The sequence below is a fragment of the Luteimonas dalianensis genome, from assembly GCF_049339425.1.
Lineage (GTDB): Bacteria > Pseudomonadota > Gammaproteobacteria > Xanthomonadales > Xanthomonadaceae > Luteimonas > Luteimonas dalianensis.
Genome location: NZ_JBMPPO010000005.1, coordinates 245316 through 271581, shown reverse-complemented (window position 1 = coordinate 271581; position 26266 = coordinate 245316). Strand labels below are relative to the sequence as shown.

General features: G+C 69.2%; 19 protein-coding genes and 4 tRNA genes. 10 read left to right on the top strand and 13 right to left on the bottom strand.

What is annotated here, in order from left to right:
• The first annotated feature begins 47 nt into the window (after positions 1-47).
• Positions 48-121: transfer RNA gene (locus ACOZ90_RS09540), tRNA-Cys, on the top strand.
• Between the two features lie 48 nt (positions 122-169).
• Here ACOZ90_RS09540 and ACOZ90_RS09535 read toward each other — a convergent pair.
• The 7 genes from ACOZ90_RS09535 to ACOZ90_RS09505 form a co-directional block, all read right to left on the bottom strand.
• Positions 170-256, bottom strand: a tRNA-Leu gene (locus tag ACOZ90_RS09535).
• Between the two features lie 78 nt (positions 257-334).
• Complete coding sequence (locus ACOZ90_RS09530) at positions 335-547, bottom strand: hypothetical protein (protein WP_422893419.1); 213 nt, start codon at positions 545-547, stop codon at positions 335-337.
• Positions 548-737: 190 nt separating this feature from the next.
• Positions 738-2288 (bottom strand): Na/Pi cotransporter family protein, encoded by a 1551-nt coding sequence (locus ACOZ90_RS09525; protein ID WP_422893418.1) that lies wholly within the window; start codon positions 2286-2288, stop codon positions 738-740.
• Between the two features lie 11 nt (positions 2289-2299).
• Positions 2300-3481, bottom strand: a complete 1182-nt coding sequence (locus ACOZ90_RS09520) for an efflux RND transporter periplasmic adaptor subunit (RefSeq protein WP_422893417.1) — start codon at positions 3479-3481, stop codon at positions 2300-2302.
• 5 nt (positions 3482-3486) lie between these two features.
• A complete protein-coding gene (locus ACOZ90_RS09515) occupies positions 3487-5847 on the bottom strand; it encodes an ABC transporter permease (protein WP_422893416.1) in 2361 nt (786 codons plus the stop codon).
• Positions 5844-6563 (bottom strand): ABC transporter ATP-binding protein, encoded by a 720-nt coding sequence (locus ACOZ90_RS09510; protein ID WP_422893415.1) that lies wholly within the window; start codon positions 6561-6563, stop codon positions 5844-5846. The genes ACOZ90_RS09515 and ACOZ90_RS09510 overlap by 4 nt, the downstream gene beginning before the upstream one ends.
• Before the next feature lie 52 nt (positions 6564-6615).
• Positions 6616-8004 carry an MBL fold metallo-hydrolase RNA specificity domain-containing protein gene (locus tag ACOZ90_RS09505; RefSeq protein WP_422893414.1) on the bottom strand — a complete coding sequence of 463 codons (1389 nt, stop codon included), beginning with the start codon at positions 8002-8004 and terminating at the stop codon, positions 6616-6618.
• A 114-nt stretch (positions 8005-8118) separates the two neighbouring features.
• On the opposite strand from ACOZ90_RS09505, the gene ACOZ90_RS09500 reads away from it, so the two are divergent.
• On the top strand, positions 8119-9741 hold the full coding sequence (locus tag ACOZ90_RS09500) for an FMN-binding glutamate synthase family protein (protein WP_422893413.1): 1623 nt from the start codon (positions 8119-8121) through the stop codon (positions 9739-9741).
• A gap of 33 nt (positions 9742-9774) precedes the next feature.
• On the opposite strand, the gene arsC is transcribed toward ACOZ90_RS09500, so the two are convergent.
• From arsC to ACOZ90_RS09480, 4 genes are read right to left on the bottom strand one after another with little or no spacing between them, the layout of a single operon-like run.
• On the bottom strand, positions 9775-10131 hold the full coding sequence (gene arsC, locus ACOZ90_RS09495; protein ID WP_422893412.1) for an arsenate reductase (glutaredoxin): 357 nt from the start codon (positions 10129-10131) through the stop codon (positions 9775-9777).
• A gap of 8 nt (positions 10132-10139) precedes the next feature.
• Entirely contained in the window at positions 10140-10985 is an 846-nt protein-coding gene (locus ACOZ90_RS09490; RefSeq protein ID WP_422893411.1) for a MurR/RpiR family transcriptional regulator, read from the bottom strand.
• A 12-nt stretch (positions 10986-10997) separates the two neighbouring features.
• Positions 10998-12095, bottom strand: coding sequence for a dipeptide epimerase (locus ACOZ90_RS09485; RefSeq protein ID WP_422893410.1), 1098 nt, complete (start codon positions 12093-12095; stop codon positions 10998-11000).
• A 20-nt stretch (positions 12096-12115) separates the two neighbouring features.
• A complete protein-coding gene (locus ACOZ90_RS09480) occupies positions 12116-13510 on the bottom strand; it encodes a C40 family peptidase (protein WP_422893409.1) in 1395 nt (464 codons plus the stop codon).
• Between the two features lie 222 nt (positions 13511-13732).
• On the opposite strand from ACOZ90_RS09480, the gene ACOZ90_RS09475 reads away from it, so the two are divergent.
• The 6 genes from ACOZ90_RS09475 (at position 13733) to ACOZ90_RS09450 (ending at position 25016) form a co-directional block, all read left to right on the top strand.
• Positions 13733-15250, top strand: a complete 1518-nt coding sequence (locus ACOZ90_RS09475) for a transglutaminase-like domain-containing protein (RefSeq protein ID WP_422893408.1) — start codon at positions 13733-13735, stop codon at positions 15248-15250.
• Positions 15251-15274: 24 nt separating this feature from the next.
• On the top strand, positions 15275-18316 hold the full coding sequence (locus tag ACOZ90_RS09470) for a TonB-dependent receptor (protein ID WP_422893407.1): 3042 nt from the start codon (positions 15275-15277) through the stop codon (positions 18314-18316).
• Between the two features lie 157 nt (positions 18317-18473).
• A complete protein-coding gene (locus tag ACOZ90_RS09465; protein WP_422893406.1) occupies positions 18474-19964 on the top strand; it encodes a serine hydrolase in 1491 nt (496 codons plus the stop codon).
• A 258-nt stretch (positions 19965-20222) separates the two neighbouring features.
• Complete coding sequence (locus ACOZ90_RS09460) at positions 20223-23042, top strand: TonB-dependent receptor plug domain-containing protein (RefSeq protein ID WP_422893405.1); 2820 nt, start codon at positions 20223-20225, stop codon at positions 23040-23042.
• Between the two features lie 66 nt (positions 23043-23108).
• Positions 23109-24698 carry a serine hydrolase domain-containing protein gene (locus ACOZ90_RS09455; protein WP_422893404.1) on the top strand — a complete coding sequence of 530 codons (1590 nt, stop codon included), beginning with the start codon at positions 23109-23111 and terminating at the stop codon, positions 24696-24698.
• A 75-nt stretch (positions 24699-24773) separates the two neighbouring features.
• Positions 24774-25016: a hypothetical protein gene (locus tag ACOZ90_RS09450; RefSeq protein ID WP_422893403.1), complete on the top strand. Its 243-nt coding sequence runs from the start codon at positions 24774-24776 to the stop codon at positions 25014-25016.
• Between the two features lie 67 nt (positions 25017-25083).
• On the opposite strand, the gene ACOZ90_RS09445 is transcribed toward ACOZ90_RS09450, so the two are convergent.
• A tRNA-Val gene (locus ACOZ90_RS09445) sits at positions 25084-25158 on the bottom strand.
• Positions 25159-25349: 191 nt separating this feature from the next.
• Between ACOZ90_RS09445 and ACOZ90_RS09440 the strand changes: the two genes are divergently transcribed.
• Together ACOZ90_RS09440 and ACOZ90_RS09435 are read left to right on the top strand one after the other, a co-directional pair.
• Positions 25350-25425: transfer RNA gene (locus ACOZ90_RS09440), tRNA-Phe, on the top strand.
• A 113-nt stretch (positions 25426-25538) separates the two neighbouring features.
• Positions 25539-26009 (top strand): DUF6491 family protein, encoded by a 471-nt coding sequence (locus ACOZ90_RS09435; RefSeq protein ID WP_422893402.1) that lies wholly within the window; start codon positions 25539-25541, stop codon positions 26007-26009.
• Here the strand turns inward: ACOZ90_RS09435 and ACOZ90_RS09430 are convergent.
• Entirely contained in the window at positions 25985-26257 is a 273-nt protein-coding gene (locus tag ACOZ90_RS09430) for an oxidative damage protection protein (RefSeq protein WP_422893401.1), read from the bottom strand. The genes ACOZ90_RS09435 and ACOZ90_RS09430 overlap by 25 nt on opposite strands.
• Positions 26258-26266 lie beyond the last annotated feature (9 nt).

The window sequence follows — 26266 nt, the reverse complement described above, 5'->3', positions numbered from 1 at the left end:
CTTGAATTCGCCGCCCGCCTGCGCCAGCCTCGATGGCGCGCGTCACCGGCCTGGTGGCAGAGTGGTCATGCAGCGGACTGCAAATCCGCGTACGCCGGTTCGATTCCGACCCAGGCCTCCATCCCGGATCCATGAAAAAGGCCCGCCTGAGCGGGCCTTTGCTGTTTTCTGGTGCCCGGGGTGGGAATCGAACCCACATGGTGTTGCCACCGAGGGATTTTAAGTCCCTTGCGTCTACCGGTTTCGCCACCCGGGCAGGTGCGCTAGCGTGCCTGAGCGGCGCGGCGGTGGAAAGTCCGGGCGATAGCCGGACGCGTGCGGGCGGCGGGAGGCGTCAGCCGAAGCTGGCGACGACTTCGAATACGCCCTGCTCGTTCTCGGCCTCCACGCTGGCCGGCAGGCCGTGGTAGAGGCTGCGGGCGTCGGCCATGATCGTGGCGATCTCAAGGCCCTTGGCACGCTCGGGAAACCAGAAAACGGGATTGCCGGCGTCCAGAAGCTGCCAGCCGCCATACGACTTCACCAGTTGCAGCGTTGCCGTACTCATGGGCGCGCTCCATGCGGAATTGGGAGGGCGCCCCGGCCCAGCTGTGACTTGCTCAAGGTCGCGGTCGTTGTCCGTTGCTGAGCGGCATCCATTGCCAGGTGCAGGACCGTGCTGCCGGGGCAGGAAGAGCATGCGCCGGCGATGTTTCGGGCGCAGTCGGTACGGCCCGCGCCTGCCCGTAGGAAAAGTCCTACCCCGGGGGAGCGGCCGCTGCCGCAGCGGCGTCGCCGGCGTCGGCGGGGTGTTCGAGGTAGCGATCCAGATAGACCGTTGCTTTCGCCGCCTGGCCGCAGATCCGGCGCAGGATGCTGCCGTATTCCAGCACCACCGCCATCCGCCGCGGCGACACCTCGCCCGCCGAGCCGGCGCGCAGCAGGGCGGACGCCTGATCCCGGATCTCCTGCAGCAGGCGTGCCGGCCCGTCCACCTCCAGGTGCGCCTGCGGCCGCAGCCGGGCCAGCTCCGGCGCCAGTTCCGCCAGGTTGACGTGATACTGGGCCACCCGCAGCGCGTGCGGCAGCCGCGCGTCCAGGGCCGGGTCGTGAACCCGGTGGTGGATGCCGGCCGAGTACTCGCCCGCGGCGGCCTGCAGCGATTCGAGCACCTGGCGCCCGGCCTCCAGCCGCGGCCCGCGCCCCTGCGGATCCTCCAGCGCGGCCAGGCAGTTCCCGGTCGCGATCGCGCCCATCCGGCGCAGCTCCATGCCCAGCGCGTCCATCGCCACCGCCGGCGTCGCCAGCAGGTTCGCATCCAGGTGCTGCGGCCGGGCAAGGTCTTCCCCGGTGCTGCGGAAGCGGCGCTCCAGGATCGCCACCACCCGCGGCGTCAGCGGCCAGAGCACGCCCACGCCGAGCAGCTTGGTGAGGGTATGGAATACCGCCAGCGAGAGCGCGATGTGCGGGTCGTCGGAGACCAGGCCCGCGATGGCCGCGGACAGCCACAGCAGCCCCGGCAGCAGCGCCAGTGCGAGCGCCGCGGTGACCACGTTGAACAGCACGTGCGCGGCCGCCACGCGCCTGGCCGGCGAGGTCGCGCCGATGGCCGCGAACACCGCCGTTGAAGTGGTGCCCACGTTGGCGCCGACGATCATCGCCGCCGCTGCCTGCAGCGGCAGCAGCCCGCCCGCGGCCGCGGTCAGGGTGATGGCCAGGGTCGCGCTCGAGGACTGGGTGAGCAGGGTGGCGACGATGCCCGAGAGCACGAACGCGGCGATGCCGGCAACGGTGCCGGCGTCCTGTCCCTGTACTGCGAACATGCCGCCCAGTCCGTCGAACGCGTCGCGCAGCACGTCGATGCCCAGGAAGAACAGGCCGAAGCCGGCCGCCGCCTGCCCCAGCGCGCCCCAGCGCGATGAGCGCGAGATCGCCCACGCCATCGCGCCCAGCCCGATCGCCGGCAGCGCCAGCGCCCGCAGGTTGAGGTTGAACCCCGCCACCGCCACCAGCCACGAAGTCAGGGTGGTGCCCAGGTTGGCGCCGTACACCAGGCCGATCGCCTGGCCCAGGCTCAGCAGGCCGGCGTTGACGAAGCCGATGGTGGCGAAGATCACCGCGCTGGAGGACTGCACGCCGGTGGTGATGAGCAGCCCCGAGCCGAGCGCGCGCCCGCGGCTGCGGGTGGCGCCGGCCAGGATCGTGCGCAGCCCGCCGCCGGCCGAGGCGGTCAGGCCGTCGGTCATCAGCCGCATTCCCAGCAGGAACAGGCCGATGCCGCCGATCAGGGTGAACAGTCCGGTGTGCATCGCGCCGGGGCTCAGCGTTCCCGCACCCGGGCGCCGTCTTCCAGCGCGCGGTCGGGATGCACCACCACCCGGTCGCCTTCGCCCAGGCCGTCGAGCACCTCCACCCAGCCGCCGCCCTGCAGGCCGGCCTGCACCGGAGCCAGCCGCGCGCGGCTGCCGTCGATCCGGAACGCCGCGTGGCCCTCGCCGTGGCGGAACACCGCGCTGGCCGGCACCCGCAGCGCGTCCTCGCGCTCGTCGAGAACGAACCGGGCGTTGACCCGGTAGCCCTCGCCCAGGCGCTGCCAGGCGTCCGGGTCGCCCGCCAGTTCCACGATCGTCCACACCCGCTGCTCTTCCACCCCCAGCGCCGAGACCTTGGTGAAGCCGCCCGGCTCGATCCGCCGGACCCGGCCGGGCAGGGCGGGCCCGCCGCCCCAGCGCAGCAGCTCCACCCGCATGCCTTCGCGCAGGCGCACCGCGTCGGCGGAAAGCACGTCCACCTCCACCTCCAGCTGCGCGGGGTCGCCGATCTCCACCAGCGGCTCGCCGGCCTGCACCGGGCGCGCGCTTTCGAAGTGGCGGCGCAGCAGCACCCCGTCCACCGGCGCGGTCAGCTCGAACTCGATCGCGCCGCTGCGCCCGCCGCGTACCAGCATCGCCTCGGCCGCGCGCATCTGCTGTTCCGCCGTGGTCTGGCGGTGGCGCGCGCTGGCGGCCTCGCGCGCGGCGCGCTCGCGTTCGGTCTCGGCGCGCTCGGCGGCCTGCTCGGCCACCAGGCTGTCGCGGGCCAGCGCGCGCAGGCGCCGGGCTTCGGCTTCCGCCTGTTCCGCGGCGGCGGCGGCCGCGGCGGCGTCCTCGCGCGCGGCCGCCAGGCTGGCGCGGGCGCCGCCCACCCAGGCTTCCAGCGCCGAGCGGGTGCGTCCGTCCAGCGGCGCGGCGCTGCCGGCGTCCAGGACCACTACCGTCTGCCCGGCTTCGACCCGATCCCCCGGCTCCAGCGCGATGCGCCTGGCCGCCGCCGCCGCGGGCGCGGCGATCACGTAGCGCTCGCGCACCCGGGTGCGGCCCTCGGCCTCGACCGCCTCCTGCACCGCGCCGCGTTCGGCCGCGGCCGCGTCCACCGGTGCGCTTGACGGCCACAGCGCCACGGCCAGCAGGAGCAGCACGACCGCGGCAATGGCGGCATGGCGGAGACGGCGGGGATGTTTCATCGGGTTCATTCCTTGGTCTTGAGCGCGGCCACCAGGTCCAGGCGGTCGAGCCGGCGCAGCACCAGCATGCCCGAGAGCACGGTGGTCGCCAGTATCACCAGCCCGGCCTCCGCGAATCCGGAGGGAGCCAGCGCCAGCGGCAGCCGGTACAGGTCGGTGGCCATGGCCTGCACCAGCAGCGCCGACAGCCCGTAGCCGAGGGCGAAGCCGGGTAGCAGCGCCAGCAGGCTCAGGGTCAGCAGCTCGCCGAACAGCATCGCCCGCGCCTCGCCTCGGGTATAGCCGAGCACGCGCAGGCTGGCCAGCTCGCGGCCGCGCTCGGCCAGGGTGATGCGCGCGCTGTTGTACACCACCCCGGCGGCGATGGCGGCGGCCATGCCGGTGATCGCCAGGTTGAAGGTGAGCATGGTCTGGGCGATCGAGTCCATGAAGCCGCGGATGGTGGCGCCGCGGTCGGTGGCCGAGGCCACCTGCGGCCGTGCGCGCAGCTCGCGGACCACGCCTGCGCGCGCGGCGGGCGAATCCAGCGCCAGCCAGGCGCCGGAGATCGCGTCGCCTTCGCCGAGCAGCCGGTTCACCGTTTCCTGGCGCGCGTACGCGCCCACCCCCAGGTACTCGCTCACCAGCCCGGCCACCGGCACCTCCAGCGTGCGCCGGTGGCCTTCCAGGAACTCCACCCGCACGCTGTCGCCCGGGCCCACGCCCAGCAGTTCCCCGAGGAAGTCGGTCAGCAACAGGCCGTCGGCGGGCAATTGGACCGGCTGCAGGTCGCGGTCCAGCACCCGGCGCAGGTCGGAGCCAGGCGGCAGGCCCTGCAGCGCGGTGCGGTATTCGCGGTGGCCGCTGCGCAGGCGCACCGCGGCGTTGCGGAACGGCTCCACCGCGTGCACCCCCGGCAGCGCCGCCAGCTCCTGCGCCGCGCGTCCGGAGGCGGGTTCCACCAGGGTCACGGTGAAATCGTCGCGCTGGGCCAGGCCGAACTGGACCTCGACGATGCCGTCGATCGCCCCGCCGATGAAGCGCGACATCACCAGCACCCCCAGCCCCAGCCCGATCCCGAGCACCGACAGCGCGGTGCGCAGCGGCCGCCGCTCCAGGTTGCGCAGGATCATCCGCGCCGCCGGATCGAGCAGGGCGCCCAGGCCGATGCGCTCGGTGAGCGTGGGCCGGAACGTGGCCGGCGCCTCCGGCCGCATCGCCTCGGCCGGAGGCAGGGCGAAGGCGCGGCGCAGCGCGGCGAAGGTGCCGAAGCCCGCGGCCGCCACCGCGAACGCCAGCGCCGCCAGCACCAGCGACGGCTGCAGCGACCAGGCCAAGTAGGGGAAGCTGAAGTATTCGACGTAGATGCCGGCCATGGCGCGGCCGATCCAGGCGCCCAGCGCCAGCCCCGGCAGCACTCCCGCGCAGGACATCAGCAGCGCCAGCTGGGCGTAGTGCGCGCCCACTTCCCAGCGGCCGTAGCCGAACGCCTTGAGCAGGGCGATCTGCTCGCGCTGCGCACCCACCAGCCGCCCGACCACCACGTTGAGCAGGAACGCCGACACCCCCAGGAAGATCGCGGTGAACATCCGGGTCATGGTCCGCAGCCCGGCCAGTTCCTCGTCCAGCATCCGGTGCGAGAGCTGGTCGTCGCGGCCGTGCGCGCCGGTGCCGCCCCAGGGCGCCAGCAGGGCGTCGAGCGCGTCGATCACGTCGTCCGCGCGCGCGCCGCGCTCCAGCCCCAGCGCCAGGTCGTTGAAGGCACCGACCATGTCCAGCGCGGCGGCCAGCGGTTCGCGCTGCATCCACAGCACCGCGAAGCGCTCGAAGTCCGGGAACAGGTCGCCGGGCCGGACCTGGTATACGAACTCCGGCGACAGCCCGATGCCGCTGATCCGCAGGGTCTGCCGGCGGCCGTTGAGCACCGCCTCGATGGTGTCGCCCGGGCGCAGGCCGTGGGCCAGGGCGAAGGCCTCGCCCAGCACCACCTCCGCGTCCGCCGAGGGCAGTTCGCCCTCGCGCAGGAACACCCGGTTGAGGCCGTTCTCGCCGGGTACCGGCAGCGACACGATCTGCCCCGACACCGCCTCGTCGAAGCCGGCCACCTCCAGGTTGGCGAAGCCGCTCACCCGCGCCTGCACCTGTCCCACCCCCGGCAGCGCCCGCACCGCATCCACCGCGCCCAGCGGCGCGCGCTTGGCCTGCGCGAACACGTCGGCGAAGCGGTACTCGGCGTAGTACAGGTCGCGGGTCTGCGACAGCGCGTGGTAGTTGCCCTGGGCCATGACCATGGTGGCGATGCCGGCCACCATCACCGCGGCGATCGCCAGCACCTGGCCGCGCAGCTGCCGCAGTTCCCGCCACAGCTTGCGGTGCAGCGGCTTCACCAGTGCAGGTCCCGCGGGCTGGCGCGGGCCGCGTTGCGGCGGTCGCTTTCCACCCGGCCGTCGCTGAGCCGGATCACCCGGTCGGCCATGTCCGCGATCACCGCGTTGTGGGTGATCACCACGGTCAGCGCGCCGGTCTCCCGGTTGGTCCGTTCCAGCGCCTCCAGCACCCGGATCCCGGTCTTCGAGTCCAGCGCCCCGGTCGGCTCGTCGCACAGCAGCACCGTCGGCCGCTTGGCGATCGCGCGGGCGATCGCCACCCGCTGCTGCTCGCCGCCCGAGAGCTGGGCCGGGAAGTGGTCCATGCGCTGCTCCAGCCCCACCAGCTCCAGCGCCTCCTCGGGCGTCATCGGGTCCTTCGCGATCTCGGTCACCAGGGCCACGTTCTCGCGCGCGGTCAGGCTCGGAATCAGGTTGTAGAACTGGAACACGAAGCCCACGTGCTCGCGGCGGAAGCGGGTCAGCGCATCGTCGTCGGCGCCGGTCAGCGCGTGGCCGCGGCACTCGACCGTGCCGCTGCTGGGCGCGTCCAGCCCTCCGAGGATGTTGAGCAGGGTCGACTTGCCGCTGCCTGAGGCGCCGAGCAGCACCACGAACTCGCCTTCGTGCAGCTCAAGGTCCACCCCGCGCAGCGCATGCACCTCCACCTCGCCCATGCGATAGACGCGGGTCAGCCCCTGGGCGTGGAAGACGGGTTCGGTGCCGGAAGTCGACATGACCGGATCATCATAGCGATGCCACCCCGGGCAGGAGCGCGCTGCGCGCTTCCTACAGGTGGATGGTGTCGCCGTAGGCGGGCAGCCCGGCGTCCACGCCGTAATCGGTCTGCAGCCGCGCCGCCAGTCCTTCGCGCCCGCGCGCCTCGCCATGCACCAGGTGCACCGGCGGGCGGCCATCGATCGCGCCGTACCAGCGCGCCAGTTCGGACTGGCCGGCGTGCGCCGACAGCCCGCCAATGGTGTGGATGCGGGCGTTGACCCGGACATCGTTGCCGTGGATGCGCACCCGCTCGGCGCCGTCCACCAGTCGCCGGCCCAGGGTGCCCTGGCCCTGGTAGCCGATGATCATCACGTCCGTCTGCTGCCGGGGCAGGTTGTTGGCCAGGTGGTGCAGGATCCGCCCACCGGTGCACATGCCGCTGCCGGCGATGATGATCGCGCCCGAACGCACGGCGTTGAGCCGGATCGACTGCGCGGTGTCCGGCGTCTCGTGGAAGTTCGGCAGCAGCTCGTGCAGCCGGCGGGTGCCGATCATCTTCCGCGCGCCATCGTGGAACTGGTCGGCGTGGCGGTCGTGCACGGCGGTGGCCTCGATCGCCATCGGGCTGTCGAGGAAGATCCGCCAGCGGGCCAGCTTCCAGCGCTCGAAGTTCTGCGCGAACAGCGCCAGCATCTCCTGCGTGCGCCCGATCGCGAACGACGGCACCAGCAGGTTGCCGCCGTCGTCCCACGCCGCATCGAGCACCCGGCCGATCTCCTCCAGCGTGTCCTCGCGCGAGCGGTGGTCGCGGTCGCCGTAGGTGCTTTCCATCAGCACCACGTCGGCGGCCGCGGGCGGGCTCGGGTCGGGTATCAGCGCGGTGGCGTCGGGGCCGATGTCGCCGCTGTACAGCAGCCGTCGACGCATGCCGCCATCGCGCAGGTCCAGCAACACGCTGGCCGCGCCGAGGATGTGGCCGGCGTGGCCGAGGGTGACGGTGATCCCGGGCAGGATCTCGTGGCGCCCACCGAACGGCAGCGGCCGCATCTGGCGCATCACCGCGTCCACGTCGTCCTGGCCAAACAGCGGCTGCAGGGGTGGCTTGCCGCGCTGTGCCCGCCGCCGGTTCTCGCGCTCCGTGTCCGAGGCCTCGAGCCAGGCCGCGTCGCGCAGCAGGATCCGCACCAGGTCGATACTGACCGCGTGGGTATGGATCGGCCCGCGGAAGCCGCCGCGCACCAATAGCGGCAGGCGTCCGCAGTGGTCCAGGTGGGCGTGGCTGAGCACCACCGCGTCGATGTCCGCCGGGTTGAAGGGCAGCGGGCGGGCGTTGCGGGCTTCTTCCTCGCGCGTGCCCTGGAACAGGCCGCAGTCCAGCAGCAACCGGTGGTCGCCGCAACGCAGGTGGTGGCAGGAGCCGGTGACTTCGCCGGCGGCGCCGTAGCAGGTCAGTTCCAAAAATTCTCTCCGCCAATCGACCGCGACAGCATACCGGCGAGGCCGCGCGGAGCGGAGCCGCGTCGCGCCCCGGCCTGTAGACTCCAGTCCCTGGGTCGAACGCGTGGACATTGGATGAGCCGTTATTTCGCCTGGTGGGCTGCCATCGCCCTGGCGCTGCTGTCGCTGGCGCTGTCGCTGCGATGGCCCGGCTGGTGGTGGGGCGTTGCGGTGTTCGGCGGACTGGCTCTGGTCGGCGTGGCGGACCTGCTGCAGCGGCGCAGCACCCTGCGCCGCAACTATCCGCTGCTGGCGCACTTCCGCTATGGGCTGGAGTCGATCGGCCCGGAGATGCGCCAGTACCTGATCGAGGACGACACCGCCGAGGTGCCGTTCTCGCGCCAGCAGCGCGCGCTGGTGTACCAGCGCGCCAAGTCGGTCAGCGACGTGCGTCCGTTCGGCACCCAGCACGATGTCTACGCGCCGGATTTCGAATGGCTCAACCATTCGGTGGCGTCGCTGGAGATCGAGTCGCACGACTTCCGCATCGTCGTCGGCCCGGACTGCGCGCAGCCGTACTCGGCCAGCGTGTTCAACATCTCGGCGATGAGCTTTGGCTCGCTCTCGCCCAACGCGATCCTGGCGCTCAATGCAGGCGCGAAGGCCGGCGGCTTCTTCCATGACACCGGCGAGGGGTCGATCTCGCGCTACCACCGCGAACACGGCGGCGACCTGGTGTGGGAGATCGGTTCGGGCTACTTCGGCTGCCGCGACGAGTGGGGCAATTTCAACGAGGAGCGCTTCGTTGCCAATGCGACCGAGCCGCAGGTGAAGATGATCGAGCTCAAGCTCTCGCAGGGTGCCAAGCCCGGCAAGGGCGGGCTGCTGCCGGGGGCCAAGGTCACTACCGAGATCGCTGCCGCACGCGGGATCCCGGTCGGCGTGGATTGCGTTTCCCCGCCGCGCCATTCGGCTTTTTCCACCCCGGTGGAAATGATGCGGTTCCTGGCCCGCCTGCGCGAGCTTTCGGGCGGCAAACCGGTGGGTTTCAAGCTGGCGATCGGCCATCCGTGGGAATGGTTCGGGATCGCCAAGGCCATGCACGAGACCGGGCTGCTGCCCGACTTCATCGTCGTCGACGGCTCGGAGGGCGGCACCGGCGCGGCGCCGGCGGAGTTCATCGACCACGTCGGCGTGCCGATGCAGGAGGCGCTGATGCTGGTCCACAACACCCTGGTGGGGCTGGACCTGCGCGACCGGGTGCGGATCGGTGCGGCCGGGCGCATCACCAGCGCCTTCGACGTGGCCCGCACCATCGCCATGGGCGCGGACTGGTGCAACTCCGGGCGCGGCTTCATGTTCGCGCTGGGCTGCATCCAGGCCCAGAGCTGCCACAACGACCTGTGCCCGACCGGCGTGGCGACCCAGGATCCGTCGCGCTGGAAACACCTGGACGTGACCGACAAGGCGCTGCGCGTGCAGCGTTTCCATGACAACACCATGCTTGCGCTGCGCGACCTGATCGGCGCCGCCGGCCTGGTGCATCCGCAGCAGCTGGGCCCCGAGCACATCCTGCGGCGCGAGTCGCTCACCAAGATCCGTTCGCTGGCGGCGATGTACCGGTTCCTGGAGCCGGGGGAGCTGATCCACGGCGCACCGGAGCACGCGGTGTTCGAGGCGTTCTGGGCAGATGCCCGCAGCGACTCGTTCGAGCCCCCCGAACGCATGCGCCGCCTGCGCGAGACCAAATCCCGCTGAACGGCCCGAAAGGCGCGCGCCGCCTGGCGGCGCTCAGCCAACCAGTTCCAGCACCCGTTCCGGCGGCCGGCCGATGACCGCGCGGTCTCCGCGTACCAGCACCGGACGCTCGATCAGCCGCGGATGCGCTGCCATCGCCTCGATGATCGCGTCATCGCCCACCGACTCATCGGCCAGCCCCAGGCTGTGGTACTCGTCCTCGCCGGTGCGCAGCAGCTCCCGCGGGCGGATGCCGAGCTTGCGCACCAGCGCGCGCAGCGTGTCCGCGTCCGGCGGGTCGTCCAGGTAGCGCACGATCTCCGGCTCGATCCCGTTTTCCTGCAGCAGATCCAGCGCCCCGCGCGACTTGGAGCAGCGGGGGTTGTGGTAGAGAACATACGCGGCGGTCATGGCGATCCTCAGGATTCGAGCAGCTCGCGGATGCGCGCGGCGTCCTGGTCGAGCAACTGCAGGCGTTCCTGGCCATGTTCGCACAGCAGCACGAACACCAGATCCAGCAGCTGGTGCAGCGCCGACTGGTACAGCAGCGGCTCCACGTGCGCGCGCTCGTCGTGGCCGGACACCACCAGCGTGAGGTCGGCCTGGGCGCGCAGCGGGTTGGGAGTGTTGCGGGTCACGCTGACCACCGTGCCCACGCGGGTGCGGAACAGGCGCCCGAGTTCGGACAGCACCGTGCGCCGGCCGTGCTCGGAAAACACCAGCATCACGTCCTCGCGGCCGGCGTTGGCCAGGCTGGTCGGCATCAGCACCGGGTCGAAGTGGTACACCGCCAGGATCCCCAGCTGGGCCAGGCGCAGGGTGAAGGCGCGGGCGACGATGCCGTCCTGTCCCAGCCCGAGCACGAACACCGTGCGCGCGCCGTGGATCGCTTCCACGACGGCCTCGATCCGCTCGGGCGGGTTGAGCAGCCGGGTCTCGCGCACCGCGTCCGACTTGGCCTCCCACAGCTGTTCGCCCGGAGAGAGGACGTCGTGGCCCGGCGCGTCCTCTGCCGCCGGCGCGCCGTTGCCGTCCTTGCGGACGAGGTCTTCGCCGATCGCGTACTTCAGATCCGGATAGCCCTTGAAGCCGAGCTTCTGGCTGAACTTGACCACGCTGGACTGGCTGATTTCCAGCGCGTTGGCCAGCTGCTGGGAGGAGTAGTCGCGCAGCAGGTGGGCGTTGTCCAGGATGAAGTCGGCGATCCGGCGTTCGATTGCCGACATCCTGTCGCGCTGGGCGCTGATCCTGAGCAGCGAGGACATGGCGTGGCTCCGTCAGGGGGCCAGCGGCTCGAGCCCGCGGATCTCGCGGATGCCGAGCCCCGGCGCGTCGCCGATTGAAATCTCCGATTCGTTGAAATCCACCCCGCCGTCGACCGGGTCGAACGCGCACAGCGACGGCCCGTCCAGGTCGACCTTGCGGATGGTGTCCGATTTTGCCACCGCCAGGTGCACGGCCGCGGCCACGCTGATGCTGGTCTCGATCATGCAGCCGATCATGCACTCGATCCCGTACAGGGCGGCGATGTCGGCCACCTTGATCGCGTTGGAGATGCCGCCGGTCTTCATCAGCTTGATGTTGATGATGTCCGCCGCCTGCTGGCGCAGCAGCTCGATCACCTCGGACGGGCCGAACACGCTTTCGTCGGCCATGATCGGCGTGTGCACGCGGTCGGTGACGTACTTCATGCCGGCCAGGTCGCGCGCCTTGACCGGCTGCTCCACCAGCTCCAGCTGCACGCCCGCGTCCTCCAGGGTGCGGATGGCGTAGACGGCCTGCTTGGCCGTCCAGCCCTGGTTGGCGTCCAGCCGCAGCAGGGCGCGGCCCTCGACCGCGGCGTAGATCGCCTTGACCCGCTCAAGATCCACGCCGATTTCCTTGCCGACCTTGATCTTGAGCGATTCGAAGCCGCGGTCGACGGCCGACAGCGAGTCCGCCACCATCTTGTCGATGTAGTCCACGCTGATGGTGATGTCGGTGGTGATCGCCGGGTCGCCGCCGCCGAGCATCCGGTACAGCGGCGCGCCGTAGAGCTGCGCCCACAGGTCGTAGACGGCGATCTCCACCGCCGCCTTGGCGCTGGTGTTGCGCTCGGCCGAGCCGTGGATGACCTGCAGGATGGCGTTGAGGTCGGCCACCTCCATGCCCACCAGGCGCGGCGCGATCAGGTTGCGGATCACCTCGATGATCGAGCCGTGGGTGTCGCCGGTGATCACCGCCGTGGCCGCCGCCTCGCCGTAGCCGACGTTGCCGGTATCGGTGTGGATGCTCACGACGATGTCCTCGACCGCATCCACGGTGCGCAGCGCGGTCTTGAACGGGGTCTTGAGCGGAACCCGGAGCATGCCGAGCCGGACGTCTGTGATCTTCATCGTGCGTGGGCTCTCGCGGCTCAGGGGCGGATGCGCTGGATGCTGGTGATGCGGTCGGTGGTCGGGGTGGTGCGGTTGGACATCATCGGCAGCACCGGGGTCACCACCACGCCGCTCAGGCCCAGGCGCACCAGGTCGCCGTCCGGGTCGGGCAGCCAGCTCATGCCGGCGGTGTCGTGGATCACGAACGGTTCGCCGTCAACGTGGCCGATCATCATCATCACATGGCCGGGGATGTAGATCAGGTCGCCCACGCGGGCTTCGGCCAGCGCGGCGACGCGCGCGTCGTGGCCGTCGGCCTCGGAGAAGGCCAGCCGGTTGAGCACCGGGGTGATCGACTGGCGGCTGGTGTTGCGCGGGATCAGCACGCCGAAGCTGCGGTAGATCTCGGACACGAAGCCGCTGCAGTCGCGGGCGTTGTACGAATGCCCCCAGCCGTAGCGCTCGCCGAGGAACTTGAAGGCCTGGCGGATGATGTTGGCTTCGGTCATCGGCAGGTAGTCGTCGGCGACGTCGGCCGAGCGCGGCAGCAGCGCCGGCTCGAACGACAGCGCGCCGTCGTCGTCGCGCACCGGCAGCTCGATCACCCAGTGCGCGGCAGGCACCTGGCCGTTGACCTTTTCACCGGTGACCGGGGCGTCCAGCACCGGCACCCGCACGCCCATTTCCAGCTGCACTTCCGACACCCGCGGGTTCTCGGGCGTGTACACCGTGCTGGCGGTCGCGCCGGTCACCACCAGGAACGGTGCGGCGCTGGCCCGGGCGAGGATGCGCTCGCGCTCGCCCTCGGCCACGTACTGCTTTTCGATCCAGGCGGCGTAGCGCTGGCTGACCACGAACAGCCACTCGCCGTCGGCGCTTTCATGGGTGACCACCACCGGGTCACCGGGGAACAGCGCGCTCTCCTGGAAGCGGTCGATGTCGCTGTTGCCGGGCGCGCTGAACACCCGCAGCCGGGTGGGGAAGGCACGCAGGTCGGCGCGGCGCACGACCATGCCGAAGCGGGTGGCCTGGCTGGCGGGCACCGCGTCGAGCGCCACGTTGTCCTGGATGGCGGCCAGCACGGAGGCGGCCACCGGGTTGCCGTCGGCGTCGAACATCTCGCGCGTGGGCATGCTGGCCAGGTCTTCGATCCAGCCGCGCACCTGGTTGGCGTCCAGCTGGGCCGGCAGCGCGCCCAGGTCATGGATGGAAGCGTCCTCCGCGACCATGCGCGCGTTCTGCCGTGCGATCTGTTCGGGGGTCAGGATGATGCGATCGGGTTCGGCCAGGGCCTGGATCCAGTGGTCGGGCGTGAGGTGCGCCTCGACCAGGCCGGGAACCGCGAACGGCGGGGGCGCCGCGGCAGGTGCGCGGGCCAGCAGCTGGCCGGGCAGCGTCAGCGCCAGCCCCAAAAGCAGTACCGCAACGCGCATGAATCCCCCTTCCGACCGTTTGAGGTGGTTTGTCATCATGGAATACATCATTCATCAAAAGCAATAAGAAAGAATAAATTATTGACTGGCCACTCACGTGCATGTTACACAGCCTTGACAGCGTCCCTGGGGAGGAGAGGCCTGAAAGTGCGCAGCGCGTGCGTTCCATTCCGTTGTCCGGCGGCAGCCGGCAGCGGTTCACGACGGAAATGGCGGCCCGCCATGGCCCTGGCGGGGCTTGTGGCGGGTTTGGTCGTGGCCGCCCCGCACGTGACTGCTGCGGAAAGCGCTCCGGACGCCGGCCCGACTGCAATCGATATCGGCCAGCGCCTGATGGCGCCCGCCGCGATCGTGCAGCAGGTGGACGCCGGGGACTTCGCCGGTGCCGAGGCGGCGATCGCCGCGGCGCTGGAGGATCCCGCGCTGGGCGCCGATGAGCGCGCCGCGCTGGAGTTCCAACGCGAGCGCATGCGCCGGATCCTGATGGACTTCAGTCTGGACGAGGCCGGTGCGAAGGAGCGCCTGCTCCGCCATATCCCCGACATGACCGACGCCGACTTTGCGCGCTGGGACGCGGCCGGCCAGATCGAGGCGCGGGTGATCGACGGCGAGCGGCGCTGGTTCAATCGCGGCCCGTCCAACCTGTTCCGGGTCAGCGAGGAAGCGCGCCGGCGGCGGGTCACGCCGCTCAACTTCTACGACAGCCCGCTGGAGCTGGAAGTGCTGCCGCATCACGTGCAGGTGCGTGATGCCGCGCTGGCCGCAAAAAACCAGTCGGTGGCGCCGCAGCGCGTGCGGGTGACCCAGTCGCTGACGGTGAAACCGGATCAGGTGCCCGCTGGCGAGACGATCCGCGCCTGGGTTCCGTTCCCGCGGGCCATTCCCGGCCAGCAGGAAGACATCCATCTGGTCTCCACCACCCCCGGCAGCCACCAGCTCGCCCCCGAATCGGCCCTGCAGCGCACCGTCTACATGGAGGCGCCCGCGGTGGCCGGGGAGCCCACGCGGTTCTCGGTCGACTACGAGCTGACCGTGTATGGCCAGTACGCCGACATCGATCCCGCGCGGGTGGTGCCCGCCGACATCACCCCGGAGCTGGCGCCGTTCGTGGCCGAGCGCGCCCCGCACGTGGTGTTCACCGACGCCATGCGCCTGAAGTCGGCGCAGGTGGTGGGCGATGAAACCAACCCGTACCACATCGCCCGCAAGCTGTTCGCGGCCGTTGATTCGATTCCCTGGGGCGGCGCCCGGGAATATTCCACCATCACCAACATCAGCCAGCACGCGCTGGAGCAGGACCACGCCGACTGCGGCCAGCAGACCATGCTGCTGATCACCCTGCTGCGCATGAACGGCATCCCGGCGCGCTGGCAGTCCGGCTGGATCTTTTCCGACGGCAGCTACAACAACATGCACGACTGGGGCTGGCTGTACCTGGAGCCCTACGGCTGGGTGCCGATGGATGTGACCTTCGGCGACCTGCCGCATGCCGATCCCGGCCTGGCCGGCTTCTACCTCGGCGGCCTGGACGCCTACCGGATCGCCTTCAACGACGACTGGTCGCGCGAGTTCGTGCCGGCCAAGCAGCACCACCGTTCCGAAACCGTCGACCTGCAGCGCGGCGAAGCCGAGTGGCGGGGCGGCAACCTGTATTTCGACCAATGGAACTACCGATTCGAATGGGAGCTTGTCTCCCAGGGCGCGGATGGAATCGCCCGCTCAACCCCCGCCAACCCCTGATTATCTGTACCGGAGAGAACCACAATGAAGCCCAGACAAACCCGACTTCGCCGTGCCGCCCTGTGCATCGCCCTGGGCGCATGCATGTCCGCCGTGGCGCCGGTGGTGGTTGCGCAGCAGGTCACCGGTGCGGTCGCCGGCCGCGCCACCGCGGGGGACCAGGTGGTGGTGAACAACCCCGCGACCGGCCTCACCCGCAGCGCCAACGTCAGCGCCGACGGCAGCTATCGCCTGGGCCAGCTGCCTATCGGCAATTACAGCCTGCAGGTGATGCGCGACGGCCAGCCGATCGGCGAACCGCTTGAAGTCACCGTTTCCCTCGGCGGAACGACCACCGTCAACCTCGGCTCGCAGGGTGGCATCGCCGACCTCGCCGCCGTGCAGGTGGTCGGCAGCCGCGTGGTCAACCGCGTGGACGTGCGCTCGACCGAGTCGGCCACCAACATCACCCGCGAGGAATGGGCGCGCCTGCCCGTGGCCCAGAGCCTGAACTCGGTGGCGCTGCTTGCCCCCGGCGTGGTTACCGGCAACTCCAGCTTCGGCGGCATTTCGTTCGGCGGCGCGTCGGTGGCCGAAAATTCGGTGTTCATCAACGGCCTCAACGTTACCGATTTCTACCGTCGCCGGAGCTATTCCACCGCGCCATTCGCGTTCTTCGAGGAATACCAGGTCAAGACCGGCGGCTACTCGGTCGAATTCGGACGCGCCACCGGCGGCGTGATCAACGCCGTGAGCCGCTCGGGCAGCAACGAATTCGAGGGCGGCGTGCAGCTGACGTTCGAGCCGGATGCCTGGAAGACCTCGGGGCGCGACCGCATCATCACCGGGGAGAACTCCGACGGCACCACGTCCACCGCGACCTACCGGTCCAGCCGGGACCGCAGCAGCTTCTACAAGACCAACGTCTGGGGTTCCGGTCCGCTGATCCGCGACCGCCTGTTCCTGTTCGCCATGTACGAGCTGCGCGACAGTGACTCCAAGTACAGCAGCTCCACCGGCTCCACCTGGTACGAGAACTCCGGCGAGAACGGGTTCTGGGGCGCCAAGATGGACTGGCGCATCAACGACAACCACACCCTGGAACTGCTTGCGTTCTCCGACGAGGGCGACAGCGACCTGGTGACCTACGGCTACAACTGGGATACCAACGAAAGGACGCCGGCCACCGGCACCAGCAACACCGAGACCGGCGGCCAGAGCGGCTCGGTCACCTACACCGGCTACTTCGGGCAGAACTTCGTGGCCAAGGCCATGTACGGCATCAACGAGAGCCAGGCCTTCACCTCGTCCCCGGCCGATGCGCTGTGCGGGGGCGTGTTCATCAATGCCAGCTACAACGACATCTACAACGCCATGGGCCGGCCGACGCTGGGCTGCCATCCCACCGGTGGCACCATCGTTGCGCACGAGGACGAGCGCGAGGTCGGGCGGCTGGACTTCGAGTGGACGCTGGGCGACCACCAGCTGCGATTCGGCGTCGACCACGAGATCATGACCACCGACCGCGTCACCTACTACCCGGGCCCGTCCCGCATGCGGTACACCGCCTACCAGATGGCCCCGGGCTCGGAGCTGGACAACGGCGCAGTGGTTCCGGCGGGCGTCGACGAGATCCTGATGGCCCGCGAGCGTAGCGACGGCGGCGTGTTCGAGACCACGGCGACCGCGTATTACCTCGAAGACACCTGGAGCGTGACCCAGAACCTCCTGCTCAACCTGGGCGTGCGCGTCGACAACTTCAACAACAAGACCGCGGTCGGCACCAGCTTCATCAAGATGGACAACCTGGTGTCGCCCCGGTTCGGGTTCTCCTGGGACATGAAGGGCGACGGCACCACCAAGCTGTTCGGCAACCTGGGCCGCTACTACCTCCCGGTCACCAGCAACATCCAGTACACCTTTGCCGGCGGCCTGACCGACGAGCGCACCTTCTACCAGCTCGACGGCTGGCGCGAAGCCGTCAACCCGGTGACCGGTGGCAGCTACATGGAGCCGATCATCGGCGCCCAGATCGGCCCGGTGGACACCACCTGGAACGTGGAAGTGGGCGACCTGCGCCAGAGCGTGGACCGCGATCTCGACGCCGTGTACCAGGACGAAGCGATCCTGGGCTACCAGTCGATGCTCAGCCAGACCTGGTCGTGGGGCGTCAACGCCACCTACCGGCGCATGAAGAACGCGCTGGACGACATGCGCCTCAACCATACCCCGTGCGGCGCGCTGTCCTACTCGCGCTGGCCGATCGGCAACCCCGGCAAGGACCTGACCATCTGGGGTGACGCCAGCCTGGGCTGCGAGACCGAGGGCTGGATCACCATCGATACCTCGCAGGACGGCTACATCAAGGGCGGCAGCGGCGAAGTGATCGGCTACTTCGAGCCCAAGCGCACCTACAAGTCGGTGGAGCTGCAGCTCGACCGCGCGTGGGACGGCGTGTGGGCGTTCAACGCCTCCTACATCTGGTCCAAGCTGGACGGCAACCATGAAGGCCCGGTCAACTCCGACACCAACTACGGTGACACCGGCATGGTCCAGCACTGGGACCACCCGGCCAACAACGAGGACTACGGCCCGCTGTTCAACGACCGTCGCCACCAGATCAAGCTGCGCGGCAGCTACGCGCCCAACGACCAGTGGGCGTTCGGCGCGATGTTCACCGCGATGTCCGGCGCCCCGATCAACATGTTCGGCGTGACCTGGCCCGGCGATACCCTGGGCGGCGCGAGCTTCGTCACCGAGGGTTCGGGCGGCGGCACGTTCTGGCACTGCGTGCAGAACTGCTCGGGCACCTGGGACGAGCGCGTGTACGAGTACGCCGGGCGCGGTTCCGGTGGCCGTACCCCGTGGACCTACAACCTGGGCGCCAACGTGACCTGGACGCTGCCGGTGGACGGCATCGACCTCACGGCCCGGCTGTCGGTGTACAACCTGCTCAACAACGACGAAGTCATCAACGTGCGCCAGCGCTACGAAATGGGCCCGGGCGTGTCGCGTGGCCTGCACGGCACCGGCACCCGCTGGCAGTCGCCGCGCTACACGCAGCTGGTGGTGACCTGGAACTTCTGACCGGCCGGTTCCCGCCTGCGGCACGGGCCGCGGGCGGGATGGCTGGCAAAGTGGAGCAACGACAACCGTGATCCGTCATGTTTCCCTCTTCGCGGCCGCCCTGACGGCCGCGATTTTTTTTGCCCCGGCGGCCTCGGCCGATGAGCCGATCGCAGCGGTGGCCCGTGCGGTCGATGACGTCGTCGATCACTACGGCCTGCCCGGTATCGCCGTCGGCGTGGTGGTGGATGGCGAGGTGCGCCAGCTCGAACTGCGCGGCGAAGCCGCGGCGGGAGGCGGAGAGCCGATCACCGGCGACACGCTGTTCAAGGTCGCCTCCAACACCAAGGCCATGACCGCGGCGCTGCTGGCCCGCCAGGTGGACGCCGGCCTGCTGGCCTGGGACGACCCGGTGGCGAAGCACCTGCCGGATTTCCGCATGTACGAGGACTGGGTGACGCGCGAGATCCAGGTGCGCGACCTGCTGATCCACAACAGCGGCCTGGGCCCGGGCGCCGGTGACCTGATGCTGTGGCCGGAGCCGAACTCCTTCACCCGCGAGGACGTCATCGCCGGGCTGGCGCACCTGAAGCCGCTGTGGAGCTTCCGTTCGCGCTACGCCTACGACAACAACCTGTACATCGTGGCCGGCGAGGTGGCCGCGGCCGCGGGCGGCGCCCCGTTCGACGTGCTGCTTCGGCGCGAAGTGTTCGAACCGCTGGGCATGGATGGCTGCCGGGTGGGCGAATGGCGCGTTGCCGACGCCGCCAGCGTCGCCGCGCCGCACGCGCGCCGCGACGGCCAGTGGGTGGCCCGGCCCGACGGCGAGGTGGTGGCCGACATGCCGATGTCCGCGGCCGGCGGCGTGCGCTGCGGGCTGGGCGACATGCTGCGCTGGGTGCAGCAGTGGCTGGATCCCGGCACCGCTCCCGGCTGGCTGTCCGAAGCCCAGCGCGAGGCGGTGTGGACGGCGCACATGCCCATGCCCATGTCGCAGCGGATGCGCGACTGGAACAACAGCCACTTTTACGCCTACGGCTACGGCTGGCGCCTGACCGACGTGGACGGCACGGCCAAGGTCTCGCACACCGGCACCCTGTCGGGCATGTACTCGGCGGTGACGCTGCTGCCGGAGCTGGACGCGGGTTTCGTGATCCTGCTCCACTCCAACGCCGGCCAGGCGCGCACCGTGCTGGAACAGACCCTGGCCAAGCTCTTCACCGCGCCGGACGAAGGCCGGACGGTTGCCCATTACGTGGACGCCCTTGCGCGCGAGCGCGAACAGGCGCTGGAGGCGGGCACGGCGGGACTGCCCGCCGACGCACAGGCGCCGCGCGCGCCGGCCGATGCGGCGTCGATGGAACAGATGCTCGGCACCTGGCGCGACCCGTGGTTTGGCGAGGTCACCGTTTGCCCCGCCGACGGCGGCGTGCGCTTCGAGTCGGCCCGTTCGCCCCGTCTTGCCGGGCCGGTGCTGGCCGCCGCGGGACGGCTGCTGGTGGACTTCGACACCCTCGGCCCGGATGCCGATGCGTGGCTGGATTTCAGCCCGGCGGGCAACGGCCTGCCGGCGCGGCTGACGATGGCCAAGGTCGATCCGGAGGCCGATTTCAGCTACGACTACGAGGATCTGGGGTTCGTTCGAACCGGGGATTGCACGCCGCGGTGAGGAGGCTGTCGCCGGGGTTTTGCCCCTTTGTTGCAATCGTGTTAAACAGGTTCGGGACGGCGCCGGGGAGACGCCGTATCTTCAAACTGGCCAGGGGCGAGCCGGATACATCCGGGTCGGGCTGGATGACGAGGCAACCCGGCGTGACCGTTCGCTGCCTTCCAGGAGAAGAGTCGAATGTCACCCACAGTCACGTCGTTCGCCCGCTGCCGCCTTGCAACCGCCGTACTGGCAACCTTGTTGGTCCCCGGCTGGGCGATGGCCCAGGAGGATGGCGTTGATGATCCACCGGAGGAGCAGTCTTCCCGGACCGGGGAAGTCACGGAGCTCGACCGCGTTGCGGTGACCGGCTCGCGCATCGCGCGGGCCAACGTCGAAGGACCTGCGCCGGTGGTGGTGATCACTGCCGACGATATCGAGAAGCAGGGCTTCACCACCATCTGGGAGTCGCTGGGCACGCTGACCCAGTTCACGGGCCTGGTCACCAACGAGACGGACACCACCGGCACCCAGGCGCCCAACGGCCAGTTCATCAACCTGCGCGGCCTCGGCCCGGGCTACCAGCTGATCCTGCTCAACGGCCGGCGCATGGCCGACTATCCGGCGGTCTACGGCACCAACAACAACGCGGTCAGCACCGGCTCGATTCCGGCGGCGGCGGTGGAGCGCATCGAAGTGATGAGCGGCGGCGCTTCGGCCATTTATGGCTCGGACGCGGTGGCCGGCGTGATCAACATCATCACCAAGACCAACTTCGACGGCCATTCAGTGCGCCTGCGTGGCGGCACCACCAGCCAGGGCGGCGGCGACACCGGCCTGCTCCAGTACGTCGGCGGCGCGAGCGGGGACCGCTGGAACCTGCTGTGGACGATCGAGCACCTGGCGCGCGAGGAGATCATCGCCAGTCAGCGCGGGCTGACCTACTGGGCCGACCCGAGGTTCCAGACGCCCGCCGGCGACAAGCCGACCTGGCTGCTGACCGGCGTCGGGTACTGGGCGAGCGCGAACTCCAGCGTCTACCTCTGGCCGGACGGCAGCGGTGGCTACGCCAGCACCCATGAAGCCATGATGGCCGCCTGTACCCAGACCGATCCGGCATATCACCCCTTCTTCAGCAGTGCGGACCTTGACCAGGCCAACCGCTGCGGAAACTTCGACTACTACAACGGCCGCTCGCTGCAGAACAGCTACAACAAGACCTCCGGCTATCTGTCCGCAACGTTCGATTTCTCCGACAGCCTGCGGGGCTACGCCCAGGCCCTGATCAACAAGTCCGACGACAAGAGCAGCGCCCAAACGCACTACTACATGGGCGGCGACATCTTCACCCACTTCTCGCAGTCCAGGAACGAGGTCATGGGCGGGCAGCGCGCGCTCACCGTCAGCCAGGCGGGCATGACCCATATCGTCTCGGATGAAACGGCCTGGAACCTGAACTTCGGCCTGCAGGGCACCGCGTTCGGCGGCCGCTTCGATTGGGATGCGGGCGTGACCATGTCGCGGTTCGAGATGACATCGTCCATGCCGCGCTTCCTGCGCGACCAGTCGCGCGACTATTTCCTGGGCCCGGTTCAGGGTTACGTCAACGGCGTGGCGGCGCCTGATGGCCGCGATTTCTCCAACCAGATCCGCGAGCTCAATCCCGACCGGATGTTCGCGCCGGTCACGCCGGACATCTACGAGCAGATCACCACGCTCGTGGTCAACAAGGGCGAGTCGGAGAACGACAGCTTCCAGTTCGTATTCTCCGGCCCGCTGTTCGACCTGCCGGCGGGCAGCGTGGAGATGGCGGCGGTGCTGGAGGCGTCCCGCGCGGAATACTACCTGCGCCCCGATCCGCGCGTGGTCGAGGGCTACATCGGGCCCGAGAAGATCTACAACCTGGGCCGCACCCCCGGCGGTGGTCCGCGCGAGCGCTATGCCGCGGGCCTGGAGTTCCGCGTGCCGCTGCTGTCCTCGCTCGAAGCAACGGTGGCCGGGCGTTTCGACCAGTATGAAGATACGGACCTGGATCCGGCACTCCGGAGTTCAAAGGATGCGGTGACCTGGCAGGCCGGCCTGGAATGGCGCCCGACCGACAACTTCCTGATGCGTGCCACTCACGCCACCAGCTTCCGCGCACCGGACCTGATGTGGATCTATGCGGGCGAGGTGATCGGATACCCCTACATCTTCGACGAGTACTTCTGCCGGCTTGACGGCATCGATCCGCTGTCGTCCGACTGCCAGAACATCTCGACGCCCTATTACTACCAGCCGAGCCAGGCCCGCGTTTCAGCAGCCAGTCCGCTGCTGGAGCCGGAGACGGGCAAGTCGACCACGATCGGTTTCGTTTGGGATGTCCTGCCCAACCTGTCGGCCACGGTCGACTACTACCAGATCGAACTGGAGGATCGCGTGCGGCTGATTCCCGACGCGGTGACGTTCGAGCGTGAGGCGGACTGCCGCCTGGGCCAGGATCGGGAAGGCAACCCGGTGGACAGCAACTCGACCGAGTGCAACTTCTACACGTCCTACTACGTGGAGCGCCCGGTGGGCGAGCACAACCCGCTCGGCCGGATCACCCGGTGGAGGTCGTTCCCGATCAACGCTTCCATCATGAAGACCACGGGCGTGGACACCTCGCTGAGGTACCAGCACGACATGGGCCGCTGGGGCGGCTTGGGCGTGCAGCTGGGCTATACCCACGTGTTCTCCTTCGAGACCGCGGATTTCGCCGACTCGCCGCTGGTCGATTCGCGCAACGAGCTCGCCTACAACCCCGTGCGCTGGCGCGCGAACATGCGCGTGAACTGGGCCTACGATGACTGGAACACCAGCGTGTACGCCTACACGCAGGGCGGCATTCCGAACTTCAACCAGGCCACCCGTCCGGGCCGGGGTCCGAGCCAGACGATCTGGAACCTGGATGTATCCAAGCAGATCATCGAGAAAATGCGGCTGGGCCTGAGCGTGACCAACCTGTTCGACAAGATGCCTCCGGTCGATCCGTCGCACACCAGTTGGCCTTACCACCGCCAGCTTACCCACAGTGCAATTGGCAGGCAGTTCTTCTTCAACGTCAGCTACGATTTCTGATCGGCAACCTGCGCCGGCCGCATCCTCCGGGATGCGGCCGGTTTTCTTTCTTTTTGGAGTACTGACATGATCCGGGCCGTCCCACGCTTGCCTACGCTGCTGGCCATCTCGATGCTGGCCTGCATGCCCTCGGCCTGGGCCAGCCCCGCCCTCGACGAACTGTTCGACCAGGCGATGGAACGCTGGAGCCTGCCCGGCATGGCGGTCGCCGTGGTGGAAGACGGGGACGTCACCTGGATGCGGACCGCCGGCGAGCTGCGCGCGGGCGAGGGCGAGCCGGTCACCCCGGACACCGTGTTCAAGATCGCCTCCAACGGCAAGGCCATGACCACCGCCCTGCTGGCGCGGCTGGTCGACCAGGGCAAGCTGGCGTGGGGCGACCCGGTCACCCGCCACCTGCCGGATTTCCGCATGGATGACGACTGGGTTGGCGAGCAGATCCAGGTCCGCGACCTCGTGATCCACAACAGCGGGCTGGGCCCGGCGGCCGGCGACCTGATGCTGTGGCCGGGGCCCAACGCGTTCACCCGCGAACAGGTGGTGGCGGGCGTTGGCCACTTGCCGGTGCGCAGCAGCTTCCGCAGCCGCTACAACTACAGCAACGTGATGTACATCGTCGCCGGTGAGGTTGCCGCGGCGGCCTCGGGCGCAGGCTCGTACGAGGAAGCGCTGCGGCGCGAGCTGTTCGAGCCGCTGGGGCTTGCGGGTTGCCGCGTCGGCGAATGGCGCCTGGACGAAGTGGGCAGCGTCGCCCAGCCGCATGTCCAGCGCGATGGAAGCAACGTGGTGGTGCATGAGGACGGCGAGGTGGTCGCTGCGGTGCCCATGGCGGCGGCAGGCGGCATCCGCTGCAGCCTGCGTGACATGACGGCGTGGATGCAGATGTGGCTGCAGCCGGAGGTGCATGGCCTGGTAGACGGCGAGCCGTGGCTGTCGCAGCAGCAGCGCCGCACGCTGTGGAGCGTGCACATGCCCATGCCGCTGGGCGAGCGCATGCGCGAGTGGGAGGGCGCGAATTTCTACGCCTATGGCCTGGGCTGGCGCATCAATGACAGTGACGGTCATTTCCGGGTGGGCCATACCGGCACCCTGTCCGGGATGTTCTCGGCGCTGACCCTGTTGCCGGGCAAGGGTTCGGGCTTCGTGCTGATGATCAACGGTTCGGGCGGCGACGCGCGTACCGCGCTCTCCCAGGCGCTGGTGAAGCATCTCACCAGTCCCGGCAGCGGCCTGGACGTGCATCACTATGCCGATCTGATTGAAAGCGATCGCGCGGCCTCGTCCAACGATCCCGGTTCCGAGCCGGTGCCGGACACCAGCGATCGCGTTGCGGCCAGCCTGGCGGACCTGGAACCGTGGCTGGGCGTGTACGAGGATCCGTGGTTTGGACAGGCGTCGGCTTGCCCGGCCGGGGACGGCACGGTCCGGTTCGCTTCGCAACGATCGCCCAGGCTCACCGGTACCGTCATGGCCTCAGGCGGAAGGCTGCTGGTGGATTGGGACGATGCCAATATCGGTTCCGAGCCGTGGCTGGAATTCTCGCTGGCCGGGGACGGCAGCGAGCCGGAGCTGGCACTGACCCGGATCAATCCCGCGGTCGGCTCCAGCTACAACTTCCAGGACCTGGCGTTCGTACGTACCGCTGGCTGTCCGTGATCCTGCAGCCGGGTGGGGCGGATCCCGCCCGGCGCGTACGCAGTATCCTGTCGCCCCCGATTGAAGGAGTACCCCATGGCGCAACCGCCAAACGATGCCGATCCCCTGGTCGCCAAGATGATGGCGATGGAAGTCATGCTGCTGACCCTGGTCAGGCCGGTCGCCCGCAACCCGCAGTTCTGGGACGACGTGGACGCCATCACCAAGGCGTTCCAGAACGGTAACCCGCAGGCCATGAAGGACTACCCCCACCGCTGGCAGGCGATGATGGACAGCCTGGCCGAGTGGCGCCGGGCGCTTGCCCCGCCGGCCAACTGAGCGGCAATACCGGGCTTTACCCGGCGACAGGCAACAAAAAACCCCTGGTTTCCCAGGGGTTCCTGTTTGGTGGGCGGTAGTGGGATCGAACCACTGACCCTTGCCGTGTGAAGGCAATGCTCTACCGCTGAGCTAACCGCCCTTGTACTGCCGTCCGCGGGCCGGAGCCTGCGGCGGCCGCATAGTTTACGGGGCGGGCGGGGCGGGGACAAGCACCCGCGGGAAAGGAGCGATCAACCGACCTTTGCCGTGTGAAGGCAATCGCAGTGCTTGCCGGGTGCGGCCGTCATCCGTATCATTCCCGCTCCTGACGGCTTGGCCGTGCAGCGTTCCGGCCAGGTAGCTCAGTTGGTAGAGCAGGGGATTGAAAATCCCCGTGTCGGGGGTTCGATTCCCTCCCTGGCCACCATCAGGTTCCCGAAGCCCGCTTCCGAGCGGGCTTTTTGTTGTCCGCCCGCTCAGGCAGCTGGGAGCATCATCAGCATACGCCCGACTGCCGCGCACGGCAGGAGTCCGAAGATGATGAAGACCATTCCCGCGCTACTGGCATCGCTGCTGCTGGCCGCGTGCGCAACGACCGGCATGAGCGACGGTGAAAAAACCGCACTGTACGAGGCCAATGCCGGCGAGCCGGTACGCAGCTTCCGTTTCTTCGGCCGCCTCAACGGCTGGACTGCGCTGGGTGATTCCGCGGTCGCGGTCTGGACACGGCCCCGGGAGGCCTGGCTGCTCGACCTCTCCGGCGCCTGTCCCGACCTGCCTTACGCCCACTCCATCGTGATCACCAGCAACATGAATACCGTGCACGTGAACTTCGACAAGGTGCGGCCGGTGGGCGCAGGGGCCGGATCGATGACGATTCCCTGCCACATCCGCCAGATCCGGCCGCTGGATGTGGACGCGATCCGCGATGCGGAGCGCGACCTGCGCGAAGGCGGTGAAGTGGTGGACGAGCCGCGCGCTGACGATCAGTCGCCGGACTCGGGCACGTAGCCGGCCGGCTTGTCGGCGCCGCCCTCGAACAGGAACTTCTTCATCTCGCCTTCCAGGAAGGCGCGGTGCTTGGGGTCCAGCGGCGAGAGGCGGTTCTCGTTGATCAGCATGGTCTGGTGTGCCAGCCACGCCGACCACGCCTTCTTGCCGATGCTGTCGTAGATGCGCTTGCCCAGCTCACCGGGCCACGGCGCGAAATCGAGGCCTTCGGCCTCGGCCTGTTCGTACTGGCAGAAAACTTTGCGCACGAAGGCTCC

Excerpts from the sequence above, each read along its gene's own strand:
- ACOZ90_RS09530 (WP_422893419.1), bottom strand. The coding sequence starts at position 547 with ATGAGTACGGCAACGCTGCAACTGGTGAAGTCGTATGGCGGCTGGCAG.
- ACOZ90_RS09525 (WP_422893418.1), bottom strand. The coding sequence starts at position 2,288 with ATGCACACCGGACTGTTCACCCTGATCGGCGGCATCGGCCTGTTCCTG.
- ACOZ90_RS09520 (WP_422893417.1), bottom strand. The coding sequence starts at position 3,481 with ATGAAACATCCCCGCCGTCTCCGCCATGCCGCCATTGCCGCGGTCGTG.
- ACOZ90_RS09510 (WP_422893415.1), bottom strand. The coding sequence starts at position 6,563 with ATGTCGACTTCCGGCACCGAACCCGTCTTCCACGCCCAGGGGCTGACC.
- ACOZ90_RS09500 (WP_422893413.1), top strand. The coding sequence starts at position 8,119 with ATGAGCCGTTATTTCGCCTGGTGGGCTGCCATCGCCCTGGCGCTGCTG.
- arsC (WP_422893412.1), bottom strand. The coding sequence starts at position 10,131 with ATGACCGCCGCGTATGTTCTCTACCACAACCCCCGCTGCTCCAAGTCG.
- ACOZ90_RS09490 (WP_422893411.1), bottom strand. The coding sequence starts at position 10,985 with ATGTCCTCGCTGCTCAGGATCAGCGCCCAGCGCGACAGGATGTCGGCA.
- ACOZ90_RS09485 (WP_422893410.1), bottom strand. The coding sequence starts at position 12,095 with ATGAAGATCACAGACGTCCGGCTCGGCATGCTCCGGGTTCCGCTCAAG.
- ACOZ90_RS09480 (WP_422893409.1), bottom strand. The coding sequence starts at position 13,510 with ATGCGCGTTGCGGTACTGCTTTTGGGGCTGGCGCTGACGCTGCCCGGC.
- ACOZ90_RS09475 (WP_422893408.1), top strand. The coding sequence starts at position 13,733 with ATGGCCCTGGCGGGGCTTGTGGCGGGTTTGGTCGTGGCCGCCCCGCAC.
- ACOZ90_RS09470 (WP_422893407.1), top strand. The coding sequence starts at position 15,275 with ATGAAGCCCAGACAAACCCGACTTCGCCGTGCCGCCCTGTGCATCGCC.
- ACOZ90_RS09460 (WP_422893405.1), top strand. The coding sequence starts at position 20,223 with ATGGCCCAGGAGGATGGCGTTGATGATCCACCGGAGGAGCAGTCTTCC.
- ACOZ90_RS09455 (WP_422893404.1), top strand. The coding sequence starts at position 23,109 with ATGATCCGGGCCGTCCCACGCTTGCCTACGCTGCTGGCCATCTCGATG.
- ACOZ90_RS09450 (WP_422893403.1), top strand. The coding sequence starts at position 24,774 with ATGGCGCAACCGCCAAACGATGCCGATCCCCTGGTCGCCAAGATGATG.
- ACOZ90_RS09435 (WP_422893402.1), top strand. The coding sequence starts at position 25,539 with ATGAAGACCATTCCCGCGCTACTGGCATCGCTGCTGCTGGCCGCGTGC.